This window comes from Erwinia sp. INIA01 (assembly GCF_025947915.1).
Taxonomy (GTDB): domain Bacteria; phylum Pseudomonadota; class Gammaproteobacteria; order Enterobacterales; family Enterobacteriaceae; genus Erwinia; species Erwinia coffeiphila.
On the sequence record NZ_JAPDNC010000002.1, the window covers coordinates 658796 to 675812 of the forward strand.

General features: G+C 57.7%; 16 protein-coding genes. 13 read left to right on the plus strand and 3 right to left on the minus strand.

Features of this window, described 5'->3' with window-relative positions:
• Positions 1-93: 93 nt before the first annotated feature.
• Entirely contained in the window at positions 94-747 is a 654-nt protein-coding gene (gene trhA / locus OMR58_RS04880; protein ID WP_200560095.1) for a PAQR family membrane homeostasis protein TrhA, read from the plus strand.
• Between the two features lie 35 nt (positions 748-782).
• Here trhA and ygfZ read toward each other — a convergent pair whose 3' ends face one another.
• On the minus strand, positions 783-1769 hold the full coding sequence (gene ygfZ, locus OMR58_RS04885; RefSeq protein WP_264545370.1) for a tRNA-modifying protein YgfZ: 987 nt from the start codon (positions 1767-1769) through the stop codon (positions 783-785).
• Positions 1770-1979: 210 nt separating this feature from the next.
• Here ygfZ and sdhE point away from each other — a divergent pair, with 210 nt between their 5' ends.
• Complete coding sequence (gene sdhE, locus OMR58_RS04890; protein ID WP_105592339.1) at positions 1980-2246, plus strand: FAD assembly factor SdhE; 267 nt, start codon at positions 1980-1982, stop codon at positions 2244-2246.
• A complete protein-coding gene (locus OMR58_RS04895; RefSeq protein ID WP_264545371.1) occupies positions 2227-2640 on the plus strand; it encodes a protein YgfX in 414 nt (137 codons plus the stop codon). Before sdhE ends, OMR58_RS04895 begins: the two co-directional genes overlap by 20 nt.
• A 97-nt stretch (positions 2641-2737) precedes the next feature.
• Here the strand turns inward: OMR58_RS04895 and fldB are convergent, their stop codons facing one another.
• Entirely contained in the window at positions 2738-3256 is a 519-nt protein-coding gene (gene fldB / locus OMR58_RS04900; protein WP_200560265.1) for a flavodoxin FldB, read from the minus strand.
• A 100-nt stretch (positions 3257-3356) separates the two neighbouring features.
• On the opposite strand from fldB, the gene xerD reads away from it, so the two are divergent.
• From xerD to recJ, 3 genes are read left to right on the plus strand one after another with little or no spacing between them, the layout of a single operon-like run.
• Entirely contained in the window at positions 3357-4250 is an 894-nt protein-coding gene (xerD, locus tag OMR58_RS04905; protein ID WP_264545372.1) for a site-specific tyrosine recombinase XerD, read from the plus strand.
• A 45-nt stretch (positions 4251-4295) separates the two neighbouring features.
• The gene (gene dsbC / locus OMR58_RS04910; protein ID WP_105592332.1) at positions 4296-4997 is read left to right on the plus strand and encodes a bifunctional protein-disulfide isomerase/oxidoreductase DsbC; all 702 of its coding nucleotides are present in this window, start codon (positions 4296-4298) and stop codon (positions 4995-4997) included.
• A 2-nt stretch (positions 4998-4999) separates the two neighbouring features.
• Positions 5000-6721: a single-stranded-DNA-specific exonuclease RecJ gene (gene recJ / locus OMR58_RS04915; RefSeq protein ID WP_264545373.1), complete on the plus strand. Its 1722-nt coding sequence runs from the start codon at positions 5000-5002 to the stop codon at positions 6719-6721.
• 404 nt (positions 6722-7125) lie between these two features.
• Here the strand turns inward: recJ and OMR58_RS04920 are convergent, their stop codons facing one another.
• Positions 7126-7326, minus strand: a complete 201-nt coding sequence (locus tag OMR58_RS04920; RefSeq protein ID WP_264545374.1) for a hypothetical protein — start codon at positions 7324-7326, stop codon at positions 7126-7128.
• A gap of 136 nt (positions 7327-7462) precedes the next feature.
• On the opposite strand from OMR58_RS04920, the gene prfB reads away from it, so the two are divergent.
• From prfB to OMR58_RS04955, 7 genes are all read left to right on the plus strand, one after another.
• A protein-coding gene (prfB, locus tag OMR58_RS04925; protein ID WP_200546343.1) for a peptide chain release factor 2 occupies positions 7463-8561 on the plus strand; the annotation gives its coding sequence in 2 pieces (ribosomal slippage) (positions 7463-7537 and positions 7539-8561; 1098 coding nt in all).
• Positions 8562-8570: 9 nt separating this feature from the next.
• Positions 8571-10091, plus strand: coding sequence for a lysine--tRNA ligase (gene lysS / locus OMR58_RS04930; RefSeq protein ID WP_105593866.1), 1521 nt, complete (start codon positions 8571-8573; stop codon positions 10089-10091).
• A gap of 155 nt (positions 10092-10246) precedes the next feature.
• The gene (locus OMR58_RS04935; protein ID WP_105593867.1) at positions 10247-10876 is read left to right on the plus strand and encodes a response regulator transcription factor; all 630 of its coding nucleotides are present in this window, start codon (positions 10247-10249) and stop codon (positions 10874-10876) included.
• Positions 10876-12414, plus strand: a complete 1539-nt coding sequence (locus OMR58_RS04940; protein WP_264545375.1) for an MASE1 domain-containing sensor histidine kinase — start codon at positions 10876-10878, stop codon at positions 12412-12414. The genes OMR58_RS04935 and OMR58_RS04940 overlap by 1 nt, the downstream gene beginning before the upstream one ends.
• 90 nt (positions 12415-12504) lie before the next feature.
• Complete coding sequence (uhpC, locus tag OMR58_RS04945) at positions 12505-13812, plus strand: MFS transporter family glucose-6-phosphate receptor UhpC (RefSeq protein WP_264545376.1); 1308 nt, start codon at positions 12505-12507, stop codon at positions 13810-13812.
• A 40-nt stretch (positions 13813-13852) separates the two neighbouring features.
• Positions 13853-14884, plus strand: coding sequence for an ABC transporter substrate-binding protein (locus OMR58_RS04950; protein WP_264545377.1), 1032 nt, complete (start codon positions 13853-13855; stop codon positions 14882-14884).
• A gap of 63 nt (positions 14885-14947) precedes the next feature.
• Positions 14948-17017, plus strand: a complete 2070-nt coding sequence (locus tag OMR58_RS04955; protein ID WP_264545378.1) for an ABC transporter permease — start codon at positions 14948-14950, stop codon at positions 17015-17017.

Sequence of the window (17017 nt, forward strand, 5' to 3'; positions counted from 1 at the left end):
TACTCTGAAATTGTTCTCAGCTAGGCTGATGATGATTTATCGACCACGGCTTTTGCTGGCCGCATGATGATTAATAAGAGAGAACGAACTGATATGGTTCATCAGAAAATACTGACGCGTGGCTACTCGCTGGCGGAAGAAATCGCCAACAGCATCAGTCACGGCGTGGGCTGCCTTTTCGGGATTATCGGCCTGGTTTTACTCCTGACTCAGGCTATTGAAAGCCGTGCCGGTGCGCTGGCCATCACCAGCTACAGCCTTTACGGCGGCAGCATGATCCTGCTGTTTCTGGCCTCGACCCTCTACCATGCCATTCCGCATCAGCGGGCAAAATACTGGCTGAAAAAACTCGATCATTCGGCGATTTATCTGCTGATTGCAGGCACCTATACGCCCTTCTTGCTGGTAGGGCTGAAGTCACCGCTGGCTCACGGCCTGATGGTGGTGATCTGGAGCCTGGCGCTGGCAGGTATCGTATTTAAACTGGCTTTCGCCCATCGTTTTGAGGCGCTGTCGCTGGTGACCTATCTGCTGATGGGATGGCTGTCGCTGATTGTTATCTATCAGATGGTGACGAAACTGCCTGCGGGCAGCGTGTGGCTTCTAGCGGCGGGGGGCGTGATTTATTCGCTGGGGGTGATTTTCTACGTGGCGAAGCGCATACCCTACAATCACGCCATCTGGCACGGTTTTGTTCTGGGTGGCAGCCTGTGCCACTTCTTCGCTATCTACCTTTACGTCATGTAAACAGGATGGCCGGGAACCGGCCAGCCTGTACGTAATCAGCCGGCGGTAATTTCGTACGGCAGCGGCTGAATGGTCAGCCTGCCGCCTTCGTCACCCTGTACGCGCAGAATCGTATCGGCTTCCAGATCGTTATTCAGCACCGCCTGCACCCAGACTTCGCCCGTTTCAAGCTGGCAGGCTGCCAGAATCGTACCGGTGCGACGCCAGTTTTCACCCATCTGCATTTCCAGCGCGCTGTCAGCTTCGGGAACGCTGCCCGCTTTGCCTGCCAGCCAGTAAAGTGCGCGCTTATTGGCACCGCGAAACTTGGCGCGTGCCACCATTTCCTGACCGGTGTAGCAGCCTTTTTTAAAGCTGATGCCGTTCAGTGCCTGAACATTGGTCGCCTGTGGAATCAACTGCGCGCTGGTGGCCGCATCGATAATCGGGAAACCGGCCTCGATATCCAGCGCCAGCCACTGATTGCTGTTGTTCAATGCGGCTTTATCGGCCAGCTTTTGCTGGATCTCAGCGGCTTTGCCTTCACTGGTTACCAGCAGAAAACGTTCGGCGGGCAGATCGAACCACAGCAGCGTGCTCTCATCCTGCTGGACGACCGGCGCATCGGCATCCGGCAGCACGGCGTAAATCTCCGCCAGTGCTTCACGCGCCTGTGCACCCGCCAGACCGAGCAGCACCGACTCATCGTCGGCGGCCAGGGTCACTTTGGCGAATACGGCATACTTCTTCAATTCAGTCAGTTGGGTATCACGCAGGCTGCGGCGCTCAATATAGGCAAGGCCTTCTCCGCGATGGAACAGGCGCAGCGTACTCCACATTTTACCTTTCGCATCGCAGTGGGCGGCAGGCAGATGGCGATCGGCTCCCAGCGCTGCCACATCCAGCGTCACCTGCCCCTGCAGATAGCTTACCCGGTCCTGGCCCGTGGCGGTAACCAGCGCCCACTCTTGCAGTGAAATCAGCGTCAGTGGAAGCTGCGCGGATGCCTGTGGCTGGCGAGGCGGAAAAGCAATAATTGGCATGATTCAGTCCTGAATTGAAAAATATTAACAATACTTCTCATGTTAAGAGAGACGCATTGCTTTGCAACCAGTTTCCGGCAAAAGCGGCACAAAAGGCGTGATAACCCTGCAAGCTTTGCGTGATGTCTCGCAAGCTATAAATTGCTGCATCAACAGCGGGGTAAAAAGGGGTACACTGGAAGCCTGTTTGATTAACTGACGCTGAGTAACATGGATATTACCAATAAATCACGCATTCACTGGGCATGCCGTCGTGGCATGCGGGAGCTCGACATCTCAATCATGCCTTTTTTTGAGTATGAGTTTGATTCGCTGAGCGACGGTGACAAAAAAGTGTTCGTTCGTCTGCTGGAGAGCGACGATCCTGACCTGTTTAACTGGCTGATGAACCATGGAGCGCCGGCCGATCCTGAGCTTAGGCGAATGGTGGCACTGATTCAGGAGAGAAATCAGCAACGTGGTCCTGTGGCGATGTGAACTGAGAGTTTCCTGGGCGGCGCAGTGGCAGTCTTTGCTGATACACGGCGTAGTGATTTTGCTGCTGTTGCTGATCCCCTGGCCCGGTAGCTATACCCTGGTTTGGATCGTGCTATTGACGCTGGTGCTTATGGAGAGTATCCGCAGTCAGCGGCGCATCCTTTCACGTGCCGGGCCGATTGAACTGCTGTCCTCAAGACAGTTCCACTGGCGGCGGCAACAGTGGTTTCTCGTTGCAAAACCATGGATTGGGCGTTGGGCGATCATGCTGCCATTACGCTCTGCGGAAGTGAAGCGCGAGTGGCTGTGGCTGGGCATCGACAGTATGGAGAACGCCGAGTGGCGTCTGCTGCGGCAGCATCTGCTTATACCGGGGCAGTCGGCTGATACTTAGCTGTGCGAAATAGATTTGTACGCTCCCCCGTTTTTCGTGCGCGGAGGAGTAGCCTGGCCGAGGGCAAACCGTTTAGAAAATTTGCCCTCGGCAGCACTTAAAGCAGTTCGGCCATTTCCGTCAGGATCTGCTCACACCATTGGGCGATACGCTCATCGGTGTACTCAAACTGATTCACATCATCCAGCGCCAGGCCGACAAACTGCTGGCCGTCGGCGGTCAGAGGTTTTTTGCTGGTAAACTCGTAGCCCTCAATCGGCCAGCGGCCAACGAACTGAACGCCAATCGGAGCCAGTACTTCATGCAGCATGCCAAGCGCATCCAGGAACCATTCGCTGTATTCGCCCTGATCGCCCATGCCATAAAGTGCGACGATTTTACCGCGTAAATTCAGGTTTGGCAGATCGGTCCAAATCGCTTCCCAGTCCTCCTGCAATTCACCAAAATCCCAGGTCGGGATACCCAGAATTAACAAATCATACTGCTCCATCAGCAGCGGTGAATCATCTTTCAGGTTATGCAGAGTCACCAAATCTTCGCCGATAAAATCGCGAATTTTCTCGGCCGCCATCTCGGTGTAACAGGTGCTGGAGCCGTAAAACAGACCAATATTCATGGAAGTAAAACTCATTTTTCTTCAGGCATGGCAGCGATAATACCAGATATGGGTAACAATAAGGCATAATCGCCGTAAACCCTGACCTGGAGGAAATAGCGTGCAGGACAGCGATCTGATTGAACAATTTCTCGATGCCCTATGGATCGAGCGCAATCTGGCGAAAAATACCGTCATCTCCTACCGGCTCGATCTGCGATCGATGACCGACTGGCTCGCCAGTCAACAGCTGACACTGCTGGACGTGGATACCGTTAATCTGCAAAGCTTCCTCGCCGAAAGGCTGGAAGGCGGCTATAAGGCCAGCAGCTCGGCACGCTTGCTAAGTGCCATGCGGCGCCTGTTCCAGTATCTCTATCGTGAAAAGCTGCGTGCTGACGACCCGAGCGCACTGCTGTCATCCCCCAAACTGCCGCAGCGTTTGCCGAAGGATCTTTCGGAGGAACAGGTTGACCGACTGCTTCAGGCACCCGGCGAAGAACAACCGATCGAGCTACGTGATAAAGCCATGCTTGAACTGCTGTACGCCACCGGTCTGCGCGTCAGCGAGCTGGTGGGACTGACGCTGAGCGACGTGAGTCTGCGGCAGGGCGTGGTGCGGGTGATCGGTAAAGGCAACAAGGAGCGGCTGGTGCCGATGGGCGAAGAGGCGATATACTGGATAGAACGGTTTATTGAATATGGTCGCCCGTGGCTGCTAAATGGACAGGCGCTGGATGTGCTTTTCCCCAGCAACCGCGCGCAGCATATGACCCGACAAACCTTCTGGCATCGTATCAAACATTACGCCACACTGGCGGGGATCGACAGTGAAAAGCTGTCGCCGCACGTGTTGCGTCATGCTTTTGCGACCCATCTTCTGAACCACGGCGCGGATTTGCGTGTCGTACAGATGTTACTGGGGCACAGCGATCTTTCAACGACCCAGATTTATACGCACGTGGCGACAGAACGTCTGCGCCAGCTGCATCAGCAGCATCACCCGCGTGCTTAAGTGATTGACAATATGGCTCCTTTCAGGAGCCTATAAGGATATAAAATGAAGACCCGCCTGTTACTTTCTTTTCTGATCGCGTCGATCGCTGGACTGGCCCACGCTGACGATGCGGCAATCCAGCAGTCGCTGAATCGTCTTGGCCTGCAGCAAACGGAAATTCAGCCGTCGCCGCTGCCGGGCTTCAAAACCGTTCTGTCTGAAAGCGGCGTGCTGTACGTCACCGAAGACGGTAAGCATTTTATGCAGGGTCCTCTGTATGACGTCAGCGGCGCGCAGCCGGTCAACGTCACCAATCAGCTGCTGGAAAAGAAAGTCGAAGCGCTGAGCAAGGACATGATTGTCTACAAGGCGGCGAAAGAGCAGCACGTCATTACCGTCTTTACCGATATTACCTGCGGCTACTGCCGCAAACTGCACGAGCAGATGGCCGACTACAACGCGTTGGGTATTACCGTACGCTATCTGGCTTTCCCGCGCGAAGGGATGAACGGGCAGGTAGCGAAAGAGATGAAGTCGATCTGGTGCACCGCCGATCGCCGTAAGTCATTTGATGCCGCAATGAAAGGTGAAGAAGTGCAGCCTGCGGATTGCAAAGTGGATATCGGCCAGCAGTACAAGCTCGGCATTCTGTTCGGTATTCAGGGTACTCCGGCCATTCTGCTGCAAAACGGTGCCATGATCCCTGGCTATCAGGGGCCACAGGACATGAAGAAATACCTCGACAGCCAGAAAAACGGTGGCTGATTTTGTACAAAGCTAAAACCGAACTCCGTCGCCGTCAGGCGGCGGATGCTGCTGCACTTCCTGCCGATTTAAACCCGTTACTGCGTCGTCTTTATGCCCAGCGCGGCGTGACAGAAGCCGTCGCCCTGGAGCGCGGTGCCAAAAATCTGCATTCATTCCATTCGCTTAGCGGCATCGATCGCGCCGTTGATATCCTCCAGCGGGCGCTGGCCGACGATTTGTGCATTGTGATCGTCGGTGACTTTGATGCCGACGGCGCAACCAGTACGGCGCTGACGGTGCTGGCGCTGCGCGCTATGGGCGGGCGCAATATCAAATATCTGGTGCCGAACCGTTTTGATGATGGTTACGGCCTCAGCCCGGAAGTTGTCGAACAGGCCGCCGCCCGTGGCGCGCAGCTGATTGTTACCGTGGATAACGGTATTTCCTCCCACGCAGGCGTGGAGCTGGCGCACCAGAAGGGCATTTCGGTGGTGGTGACCGATCACCATCTGCCGGGGGAATCGCTGCCTGCGGCGGATGCCATCGTTAATCCTAATCTCAGCGACTGCGAATTCCCTTCGCGGGCGCTGGCTGGCGTCGGTGTTGCTTTCTACTTAATGCTGGCTCTGCGTGCGCGGCTGCGCGACAGCGGTGTGGCAACGTTACCGAATCTTGCCGAGTGGCTGGATCTGGTCGCGTTGGGTACGGTCGCCGACGTGGTGCCGCTGGATGCCAATAATCGTATTCTGGTCTGGCAGGGTCTGAGCCGTATTCGCGCGGGCAAATGCCGTCCGGGTATTCGCGCCCTGCTGGAAATCGCCAATCGCGATGCCAGCAAGCTGGCAGCCAGCGATTTGGGTTTCGCGCTGGGGCCGCGCTTAAATGCCGCCGGTCGGCTTGATGATATGTCGGTCGGCGTTGCGCTGTTGCTGAGTGAAGATCTGGGCCAGGCGCGAATGCTTGCGGCTGAGCTGGACGCATTGAACCAGACGCGGAAAGAAATTGAACAGGGCATGCAGTCCGAAGCGTTGGCGTTGTGCAATAGTCTTGAGCAGAGTAGCGATGCGCTGCCGCTGGGTATTGCCATGTATCATTCGGAGTGGCACCAGGGCGTGGTAGGCATTCTGGCTTCACGTCTGAAGGAGCGCTTCCACCGGCCGGTGATCGCGTTTGCACCGGCGGGTGACGGTACGCTAAAAGGTTCCGGTCGATCCATTTCCGGGCTGCATATGCGTGACGTACTCGAGCGGCTGGATACGCTGAATCCCGGGCTGATTATCAAATTTGGTGGCCATGCCATGGCTGCGGGTCTGTCACTGGAAGAGGCCAGATTTGACGAGTTTCGCCAGCGTTTTGCCGAGCTGGTTGCCGATTTGCTGGATGCGGAGTCGTTACAGGGCGTGGTGTGGAGTGACGGCGAGCTGATGGCGCAGGAGCTGACGCTGCCGACCGCCGAGCTGCTGCGTGACGCGGGTCCGTGGGGGCAGGCGTTCCCGGAGCCAACGTTTGACGGTAAGTTCAAGCTGTTGCAGCAGAAGCTGGTGGGCGAGCGCCATCTGAAGGTTATGCTGGAACCACTGGGCGGAGGCCCGTTGCTGGACGGTATCGCGTTTAATATTGATACCGCGCTGTGGCCCGATCCAAGCGTGAGGCATGTGGAGCTGGCCTATAAGCTGGATGTGAATGAGTTTCGCGGTAATCGTAATGTGCAGTTGATTATCGATCATCTCTGGGCGTTATAGCGGGCTGGGTTAGCTAAGTCGCGGTAGGGTTGGTTATGTCGCGATAGTTTCCGCGTCTGGCGTAACGGTGACGGGATTGTGTCGCGGAAAGATCGTTGTAAGGCGTATTGGTGTCGGTCAGGTTCGCGGACTCGGCGTGAATACGTCCCTGTAGCCTCGATTCGCGCATCCCTGCGCTCAACGGTCCGCGAACCCGCCCGTCACCGATTGCCCATCGGCAATGGATTTGCTGTGGGTAAACAGTTACCGAATCAATTCTTTAAAACTGCGACGTGAATTTCTGAAAAGGTGAACGTAACGGGGCATACCCAAAGCGATACGGTAATTCGGAAGGCGAACGTCAGGGGGCAGATAAGCCGGATGTCTGCGGCAGGGATGCCGCAGCCAAGCCCACACGGACGTGTTCACGGCGATCCGGCGTTCTGCCCCCTGACGGTCGCCCGGCCTCCGCATTTGAAGCGAGAAAAATGCTCCACATAGTGCGCCCCGTAACGTTCACCCGCGCACAGTACCTGAAGCGAAAAAATGTCCAACAAAGTGTGCCCCGCAACGTTCACCCGCATCCCGGCAACAGTTAATGCCATCTGAGCCCCGGTTACGCTCATTACTTTCTCCATTTATAGCAAGTTGGGATTATTACGCTGCCAAAGCGTGGTCAAAACTACAAACTGCACGCTATTTCAGGTAAACTGCTCCGTTACATTCACGTCCTTTTCGATCACCTAAAAAGATTCTAAAACCATGTTTGAAATTAATCCGGTAAAGAACCGAATTCAGGATCTCACTGAGCGCAGCGGCGTTCTTCGGGGGTATCTTTGACTATGATGCCAAGAAAGAACGTCTCGAAGAAGTAAACGCTGAGCTTGAACAGCCTGATGTCTGGAATGAACCCGATCGCGCTCAGGCGCTGGGTAAAGAACGTTCCTCATTAGAAGCCATTGTTCAAACCCTCGACCAGATGTCGCAGGGGCTGGAAGACGTTTCCGGCCTGCTGGAACTGGCGGTAGAAGCCGAAGACGAAGACACCTTCAACGAAGCGGTTGCCGAGCTGGATGGCTTAGATAAAAAGCTCGCCGAGCTGGAATTCCGCCGCATGTTCTCCGGCCAGTACGACAGTGCCGACTGCTACATGGATATCCAGGCCGGTTCCGGTGGTACGGAAGCACAGGACTGGGCCAGCATGCTGCTGCGTATGTATCTGCGCTGGGCAGAAGCGAAAGGCTTCAAAACCGAAATCATCGAAGAGTCCGATGGTGAAGTGGCCGGTACTAAATCCGCTACCATCAAAATTATCGGTGACTACGCCTACGGCTGGTTGCGTACTGAAACCGGCGTTCACCGCCTGGTGCGCAAAAGCCCGTTCGACTCCGGCGGCCGTCGCCACACCTCGTTCAGCTCGGTCTTTATCTACCCTGAAGTTGAAGACGATATCGATATCGAAATCAACCCGGCCGACCTGCGCATTGACGTTTACCGCGCCTCCGGTGCCGGTGGTCAGCACGTTAACAAAACCGAGTCGGCGGTGCGTATTACCCACTTACCGACCAACATTGTCGTGCAGTGCCAGAACGACCGCTCTCAGCATAAGAACAAAGATCAGGCATTCAAACAGCTGCGAGCCAAGCTGTATGAATACGAGATGCAGAAGAAAAATGCTGACAAGCAGGCGGCGGAAGACAACAAGTCTGACATCGGCTGGGGCAGTCAAATCCGCTCTTACGTTCTGGATGATTCACGCATTAAAGATCTGCGTACCAGTGTAGAAACGCGGAATACGCAGGCGGTTCTGGACGGCGATCTGGATCGTTTTATCGAAGCAAGTTTGAAAGCAGGGTTATAAGGAACTCACATGTCTGAACAACAACCGCAGGCCGCTGATGCAGCAGTTGAGCTTAATAACGAACTGAAAGCGCGTCGCGAAAAGCTCAGCGCGCTGCGTGAAACCGGCGTGGCGTTCCCGAACGACTTCCGCCGTGACCGCACCTCGGACACGCTGCATGCCGAGTTTGACGACAAGGAAAACGAAGAGCTGGAAGCACTGGGCGTTGAGGTCAGCGTCGCTGGCCGTATGATGACCCGTCGCATCATGGGTAAAGCCTCTTTCGTCACACTGCAGGATGTCGGTGGCCGCATTCAGCTTTACGTCTCCCGTGACGATCTGGCTGAAGGCATCTACAACGAACAGTTCAAAAAGTGGGACCTCGGCGATATCGTCGGCGCTCGCGGTAAGTTGTTTAAGACCAAGACCGGCGAGCTGTCGATCCACTGTAGCGAACTGCGCCTGCTGACCAAAGCACTGCGCCCGCTGCCGGATAAGTTCCACGGCCTGGCCGATCAGGAAACCCGCTATCGTCAGCGCTACCTCGATCTGATCAGTAACGATGACTCCCGTAATACCTTCGTTGTGCGTTCAAAAATCATGGCGGGCATCCGCAGCTTCATGGTTAACCGCAACTTTATGGAAGTGGAAACCCCGATGATGCAGGTGATCCCAGGCGGCGCATCTGCCCGTCCGTTCATCACCCATCACAATGCGCTGGACATCGATATGTACCTGCGTATTGCGCCAGAGCTGTATCTGAAGCGTCTGGTAGTGGGCGGCTTCGATCGCGTATTCGAGATCAACCGTAACTTCCGTAACGAAGGTATTTCGCCGCGCCATAACCCAGAGTTCACCATGATGGAACTCTATATGGCCTACGCGGACTACAAAGATCTGATCGAACTGACAGAAAGCCTGTTCCGTACTCTGGCGCAGGATATTCTGGGCAACACCGTTGTGCCTTACGGCGAGCAGGAGTTCGACTTCGGCAAGCCGTTTGAAAAACTGACGATGAGAGAAGCGATTCTGAAATATCGTCCGGAAACCAACCTGGCCGATCTCGACGATTTCGACAAGTCTGTGGCGATTGCCCAGTCTATCGGCATCAAAGTTGAGAAGAGCTGGGGTCTGGGCCGTCTGGTTACTGAGATCTTCGAAGAAACCGCCGAAGCGCATCTGATCCAGCCAACCTTCATCACCGAGTATCCGGCTGAAGTGTCGCCGCTGGCGCGCCGCAACGACGAGAACCCGGAAATCACCGACCGCTTTGAGTTCTTTATCGGCGGCCGTGAAATCGGTAACGGCTTCTCGGAGCTGAACGATGCGGAAGACCAGGCCGAGCGTTTCCTGCAGCAGGTTAACGCCAAAGACGCCGGTGATGACGAAGCGATGTTCTACGACGAAGACTACGTCACCGCGCTGGAACACGGTCTGCCGCCAACTGCCGGTCTGGGCATCGGTATCGACCGTATGGTGATGCTGTTTACCAACAGCCACACCATCCGCGATGTGATCCTGTTCCCGGCTCTGCGCCCGGGCAGCAAGTAAGTATTATTGTCCTACCCGACGGCCAGCTTTTGCTGGCCGTTTTTATTTCCCCCGCAGACTAAACTGTTAACCCCCCAGCATTTTCCCCGCTCGCATTTGCTCAACGCCCCGTTCGGCGGGCATCATGCACAAAATTTTCAGCAGGTTTATCCATCATGATTAACGTAGCCCTGATCGACGACCATATCGTGGTGCGTTCCGGTTTTGCTCAGCTTCTCTCCCTGGAAAGCGATATCCAGGTGACCGGCCAGTTTGCTTCCGCCGCCGAGGCCTGGCCGCATCTGCTGCGCGAGCCTTTCGACGTAGCGGTGCTGGATATTGCCATGCCGGATGAGAGCGGGCTGAGCCTGCTGTCCCGGCTGCGGCAGCAGCGTCCGGGCTTCCGGGCGATTATCCTCAGCATTTATGACACCAGCGCCTTTGTGCAAAGCGCGGTGGATGCCGGGGCCAGCGGCTATCTGACTAAACGCTGCGGGCCGGAGGAACTGGTGCAGGCGGTGCGTTCGGTCAGCGTCGGCGGGCTTTACCTGTGTGCCGATGCGCTGCGTGCGCTGCGCCAGACCCGGCCCGTACCCAAAGAGCTGACTTCGCTGACGCCGAGAGAGAAGCAGGTATTCGATCTGCTGATTAACGGCATCAGCGTGAAGGCGATTGCCGACCAGCTGGCGCTCAGCCATAAAACCGTGCACGTTCATCGCGCCAACGTATTGGGCAAACTGAACTGCCAGACCACCGTTGAGCTGGTGCACTTTGCCCTTCAGCATCAGCTGCTGAGCCATACCTGATGCCGCAGGTGCGCCATATTGTTTTATCGCTGATGCTGGCGCTGTTTTTCGCCCTCGGCTGGCTGGCGCTGTGGACTATCGGCCTGTGGCTTAGCCAGAACGGCCAGCAGGCGGTGCTGCTGCTGCCTGCCGGACTGCATCTGGCGCTGATGATCCTGCTGCCGAAGCGCTACTGGGCGGCGCTGCTGCTGGTGGAAGCGATCCTGATTAGCTGGCTACAGCTGGAGCAGCTGATCGTGCGGCCGGTGATGCTGCTGTCGCCGCTGCTGAGTGTGCTGCCTGCCTCGGTCTGCCAGTCTCAGTGGCATCGCTACACGCTTTACTGGCAGCGGCTGATCCTGCTGCTGGCGGCGGTGACCCTGAACACGCTGCTACAGGGTGTGACGATCGGCCCTTGGCTGGAGGAAGCAGTCACTCAGACTCTGCTGGCCAGCTTTACCGGCGGGGTACTGCTTACGCCGTTTATCTACCTGATTTATGAATATCTCAAACAGCAGCACCTCAGCGATATGCTGGCGCAGCGCATGCCCGATCCGCCGCTGCGCACCTCGCTGCTGATCTGGTGCTCGGTGATTTTCGCCATCGGCGTTTGCGTGCAGGTATCGATTGCCCCGGATATGGAGCGGCTGCTGCTGATCTTTGTTTTCCTGCCCAACGTGGTGATGGCCTACCGCTTTGGCTGGCAGGGCGGGGTGCTGTCGGCGATCGTCGGCAGCGTGCTGATTACCCTGACCCGGCAGGCCAGCGGCGCGTTTCACGATCTGCGCGAGCTGGAGCTGTTTCTCTCCACCCAGGCGCTGCTCGGCATCGGGCTGGGGATTGCCGTCAGCCGTCAGCAGCAGCTGGCCCAGCATCTACAGCGCTATCGTCAGCAGCTGGAAAAAGAGCTACAGGCCCGGCACCGGCTGATGGCACAGCTGGTGGACACTGAAGAACAGGTGCGTAAAGCCATTGCCCGCGAGCTGCACGATGAGATCGGCCAGAACATTACCGCCATTCAGATCCAGGCAATGCTGGTGGCGCGCGGCAGCGATGCACCGGCGGCCAGACAGGCCGCAGGGCAGATTAGCGACCTGTCGCGGCGCATTCATCACACCACCCGCCAGCTGCTGCGGCAGATCCGCCCGCCGGTGCTGGACGAAATGGCGCTGGATAAAGCGCTACAGCATCTGGCCGCCGAGTTCTCCTTCGCCGATCGCGGCATTGATTTCCAGCTTCATTACCGACTCAGCACCTCTCCTACGGATGAAACCCTGACCTTCACGCTGTATCGCGTGGTGCAGGAGCTGCTGAACAACATCAGCAAACATGCGGGAGCACGACAGGTGGTGGTGACGCTGGAAGAGAAGCCGGGCCTGCTGACGCTGAGCGTTAGCGATGACGGCATCGGCATCACCGAACCTGTCGTTAGCGGTTTTGGCCTGCGCGGAATCGAGGAGCGGGTGCGGGCGCTCGGCGGCGACTGGCAGCTCCTGCCGCCGCCGGGAACCTGCATAACTGTTAACTTGCCCACAAAATCACGCGAAACTGCGCCCTGACCAGGAATAATTCCTGGTTCATTCCAACTTTGTCTCATGCCCCGGCGTAATGCCTTCCCTATATTAGCCCGTGATGACCCGGAGGTTTACATGGCAGCCATCACCCTGACGCCAGAGCAGATTAGCCAGCGCTACCATTATTGGCGACCGCGACTGCTGTTCACCATGGTGATCGGCTATGCCGCGTTTTATCTGACGCGGCGCAGCATCAGCCAGGTAATGCCGGTGATGCAGCTGGAACTGGGACTGGATAAAGCCGACATCGGCCTGCTGGGCACGCTGTTTTATCTGGTCTACGGCGCATCGAAATTTCTCTCCGGCACGATCAGCGATCGCACGCCCGCACAGTGGTTTATGGGCGGCGGGCTGATCGCTACCGGGATACTGAATATCGTCTTTACCTTCTGCGGCTCGTGGAGTGCGCTGCTGCTGGTATGGACGCTGAACGGTTTTTTCCAGGGCTGGGGCTGGCCGCCGTGCGCCAAGCTGCTCACCCACTGGTATTCGCGCAACGAGCGCGGCTTCTGGTGGGGCTGCTGGAACACCTCGATCAACCTTGGCGGCGCGCTGGTGCCGCTGCTGTCGGGCTGGCTGGCGATGCGCTGGGGCTGGCAGGCCGCGCTGCTGCTGCCGGGGATTATGGGCATTCTGATCGGCATCTGGCTCTGCTGGCGGCTGCGCGATAAGCCCGCCGCACAGGGACTGCCGACGGTGGGGGAATGGCGGCGCGATCCGCTGGAGCTGTGGCAGCAGGAGCACAGCCCGGCGATGTCGATGCGCGATATTTTGCGCCAGCAGATTCTGGCCAATCGCACCATCTGGTTGTTGGGCGTTTCTTACGTGCTGGTGTACCTGATCCGCATCGCGCTCAACGACTGGGGCAATCTGTGGCTGACCGAGGCCCACGGTGTAAACCTGCTGAGCGCCAATACCACGCTGACGCTATTTGAGCTGGGCGGAGTGATCGGGGCGCTGTTCGCCGGATGGGGTTCGGATCTGCTGTTTCGTGGCCAGCGTGCCCCGATGATTTTGCTGTTTGCCTTAGGTCTGTTCCTCAGCATGGCGGCGCTGTGGCTGGCACCGGTACATCACCGGTCGCTGCTCTCGGTGTGCTTCTTCAGCCTGGGCTTTTTTGTTTTTGGCCCGCAGATGCTGATTGGCCTGGCGGCGGTGGAATACAGCCACAAGGCCGCGCCGGGAACCGTTACCGGATTCCTCGGCCTGTTTGCTTACCTGGGCGCCGCGCTGGCGGGCTGGCCGCTGGCCCAGGTGATGCAGCACTACGGCTGGTCGGGCTTTTTTGCCCTGCTGACCGCTACCGCAGGCTGTATCGGCGTGCTGCTGATGCCGCTGCTGATTGCCGGACTGAACCGGCAGAGATTTAAACAGGCTCCGTAACCGACGGGGTCTGCCGACCCTCGACGATAAGGATAACCTGATGAAACGTTTAGCCCTCTCTACCCTGATCGCTGCCGGGCTGGCAGTGAGCGCGATGTCCGGTGCGGCACATGCCAAAGGCCGCCTGGTGATCTACTGCAGCGCCACCAACTCCATGTGTGAAACTGAAGCGAAAGCCTTCGGTGAGAAGTACGATGTGAAAACCAGCTTTATCCGCAACGGCTCCGGCAGCACGCTGGCGAAGGTCGATGCCGAGAAGAATAACCCGCAGGCCGATGTCTGGTACGGCGGTACGCTCGATCCGCAGTCTCAGGCCGGTGAAATGGGGCTGCTGGAAGCCTATAAATCCCCGGTGCTGGATCAGATCATGCCGCAGTTCCGCGATCCGGCCAAAGTGAAGGGCAACTACTCTTCGGCGATCTACATCGGTATCCTCGGCTTCGGCGTCAACACCGATCGCCTGAAGCAGAAAAATCTGCCGGAGCCAAAGTGCTGGAAGGATCTGACCAACCCGATCTACAAGGGTGAGATCCAAATTGCCGATCCGCAAAGCTCCGGCACCGCCTACACCGCGCTGGCGACCTTTACCCAGCTCTGGGGGGAAGATCAGGCCTTCGACTATCTGAAAAAGCTCAACGCGAACGTCTCTCAGTACACCAAGTCCGGCATTGCCCCGGCGCGTAACGCCGCCCGTGGTGAAACCGCGATCGGCATCGGCTTCCTGCACGACTACTCGCTGGAAAAAGACAAGGGCGCACCGCTGACCCTGATCTCTCCATGTGAAGGCTCCGGCTATGAAGTCGGCGGCGTCAGCATCCTGAAGAAAGCGCGCAATATCGACAACGCCCGTCTGTTCGTGGACTGGGCGCTGTCGAAAGAAGCGCAGGAGCTGGCGTGGAAGCAGGGGCAGTCCTACCAGATCCTGACCAACACCACCGCAGAAACCTCACCGAACTCGCTCAAGCTGGATGACCTGAAGTTGATCGATTACGACATGGATAAATACGGCGCCACCGAGATGCGTAAGCATCTGATCAACAAGTGGGTTAACGACGTGAAGATGGGGCAGTAATTCTTAACTTTGGCGCGGCCTGCTGCCGCGCTATCGCTTTCGCTTCAACCTCCGGGGAACACTATGAGTGATGCCACAGCTCTGCGCCTGCTGCAGGGACGGGATACTGTTTTTATCTGGCTGGTGATACTGGTGGCGGGCTACCTGCTGCTGCCGATCTTCAGCCTCGACTACGGCCTGCTGGAATCAACGTCTGACGAGATTCTCGCGGCCTACGGCTGGTCGGGTGCCAATATCAGCCAGGCGTGGCTGCTGCTGCCGCTGGTTCTGCTTCTGCGGCCGGTTCGCGGCACGGCTTCGCGCGGGCGACACCGCTTCGACGCGGCATGGGCGCTGTGCTGCGCCGTCTTTATGGTGGTCAGCGCCGCCTGGCTGGAGCGCGGCCTGGGCTACGGCAGCATCGTTATTTTCTGCGCGCTGGGCGGGGTCATGACCGTGGCGCTGTCGCGGCTGGAATGGCTGGGCGGTGACCGCTTTGTATTGGGATCGCTGATCGCCATCGTTGCGCTGATTGGCCTGTTTATCATCTGGCCGAGCCTGGCGATCTTCAAACCGATGATCACCGCTGATGACGGTACTTTTGCGCCGCTGCAGTTTATGGCGGTGCTGGGGCAGAAACATATTCTGCAGGTGATCTGGAACTCCTTCCTGTTGAGCGCGGCGGTCGGCATCGGCTGTACCTTCTTCGGTATGGTGCTGGCGATCTACACCACGCGCATCGCCAAACGCTCGGCGCTGCTGGGGCGGGTGTTCTCGATCCTGCCGATTGTCACCCCGCCGTTCGTTGTCGGTCTGGGTGTGACCCTGATGATGGGCCGCTCCGGCTACGTCACGGAGTTTATGGTTAACTACCTTGGCCTGACCAACACCAACTGGCTGTACGGTTTTACCGGCATCTGGCTGGCGCAGGTGCTGGCCTTTACCCCGATGTCCTTTATGATCCTCGACGGCGCGATCAAAACGCTGCACCCGTCGCTGGAAGAGGCGTCCTACACGCTGCGAGCCAGCCGGCTGCAAACCTTCCGCCGGGTGTTCCTGCCGCTGCTGAAACCGGCACTCGCCAACTCGTTCCTGATCGTTATCGTCCAGTCGCTGGCGGACTTCAGTAACCCGCTGGTGCTGGGCGGCAACTTTGACGTGCTGGCCACGCAAATCTACTTCTACATTACCGGCGCACAGCTGGACTACACCTCGGCCAGTACGCTGGGCGTGATCCTGCTGCTGTTCTCACTGCTGGTGTTCTGCGTGCAGTATCTGTGGATCGGTAAACGCTCCTACGTCACCATCTCGGGCAAATCCTCCCGTGGCGACGTGCAGCCGCTGCCGGTGTCGCTGGTGTGGTCGGTGACGGCGATGCTGTGGGTGTGGATCGCCTTTAACGTGTTGCTGTACGGCAGCATCTTCTTCGGCAGCTTTACCGTGAACTGGGGCGTGGACTACACCCTGACGCTGGATAACTTCAGCAAGCTGTTCGGTCAGGGCTTCAGTGACGGCGCGTGGCCATCGCTGCTCGACACCCTGCTGTACGCCGGGATCGCCGCGCCGATCACCGCGATTTTCGGCCTGCTGATTGCCTACGTGGTGGTGCGCCAGCAGTTCCGCGGCAAGAAGGTGATCGAGTTCTCCACCATGCTGTGCTTTGCCGTTCCGGGCACCGTGGCGGGCGTTTCCTATATCCTCGCCTTTAACGGTGCGCCGGTGTATCTGACCGGGACCGCGGCGATTGTGATTATCTCGATGGTGATGCGCAACGTGCCGGTCGGCATCCGCGCCGGGATCGCCGGGTTGGGCCAGTTGGACAAATCGCTGGATGAAGCCTCGCTCAGCCTGCGTGCCGGATCGCTGCGCACCGTGCTGTATATCATCCTGCCGCTGCTGCGCCCGGCGATCCTCTCAGCGCTGATCTACAGCTTCGTCCGTGCGATCACCACCGTCAGCGCGATTATCTTCCTCGTTACGCCGGATACCCGCGTGGCCACCTCCTACATCCTTAACCGCGTTGAGGACGGAGAGTACGGCATGGCGATCGCCTACGGTTCGATTCTGATCGTGGTGATGTTGGCAATTATCTTTATTTTCGATGCGCTGGTGGGTGAAGCGCGCGTGGCCCGCTCGCGGGCGAAAACCCGTTAA

What these genes read in the sequence shown, in the direction of transcription:
- trhA (WP_200560095.1), top strand. Translation starts at nt 94, where the DNA reads ATGGTTCATCAGAAAATACTGACGCGTGGCTACTCGCTGGCGGAAGAA.
- ygfZ (WP_264545370.1), bottom strand. Translation starts at nt 1,769, where the DNA reads ATGCCAATTATTGCTTTTCCGCCTCGCCAGCCACAGGCATCCGCGCAG.
- sdhE (WP_105592339.1), top strand. Translation starts at nt 1,980, where the DNA reads ATGGATATTACCAATAAATCACGCATTCACTGGGCATGCCGTCGTGGC.
- fldB (WP_200560265.1), bottom strand. Translation starts at nt 3,256, where the DNA reads ATGAATATTGGTCTGTTTTACGGCTCCAGCACCTGTTACACCGAGATG.
- dsbC (WP_105592332.1), top strand. Translation starts at nt 4,296, where the DNA reads ATGAAGACCCGCCTGTTACTTTCTTTTCTGATCGCGTCGATCGCTGGA.
- OMR58_RS04920 (WP_264545374.1), bottom strand. Translation starts at nt 7,326, where the DNA reads ATGAGCGTAACCGGGGCTCAGATGGCATTAACTGTTGCCGGGATGCGG.
- lysS (WP_105593866.1), top strand. Translation starts at nt 8,571, where the DNA reads ATGTCTGAACAACAACCGCAGGCCGCTGATGCAGCAGTTGAGCTTAAT.
- OMR58_RS04935 (WP_105593867.1), top strand. Translation starts at nt 10,247, where the DNA reads ATGATTAACGTAGCCCTGATCGACGACCATATCGTGGTGCGTTCCGGT.
- OMR58_RS04940 (WP_264545375.1), top strand. Translation starts at nt 10,876, where the DNA reads ATGCCGCAGGTGCGCCATATTGTTTTATCGCTGATGCTGGCGCTGTTT.
- uhpC (WP_264545376.1), top strand. Translation starts at nt 12,505, where the DNA reads ATGGCAGCCATCACCCTGACGCCAGAGCAGATTAGCCAGCGCTACCAT.
- OMR58_RS04950 (WP_264545377.1), top strand. Translation starts at nt 13,853, where the DNA reads ATGAAACGTTTAGCCCTCTCTACCCTGATCGCTGCCGGGCTGGCAGTG.
- OMR58_RS04955 (WP_264545378.1), top strand. Translation starts at nt 14,948, where the DNA reads ATGAGTGATGCCACAGCTCTGCGCCTGCTGCAGGGACGGGATACTGTT.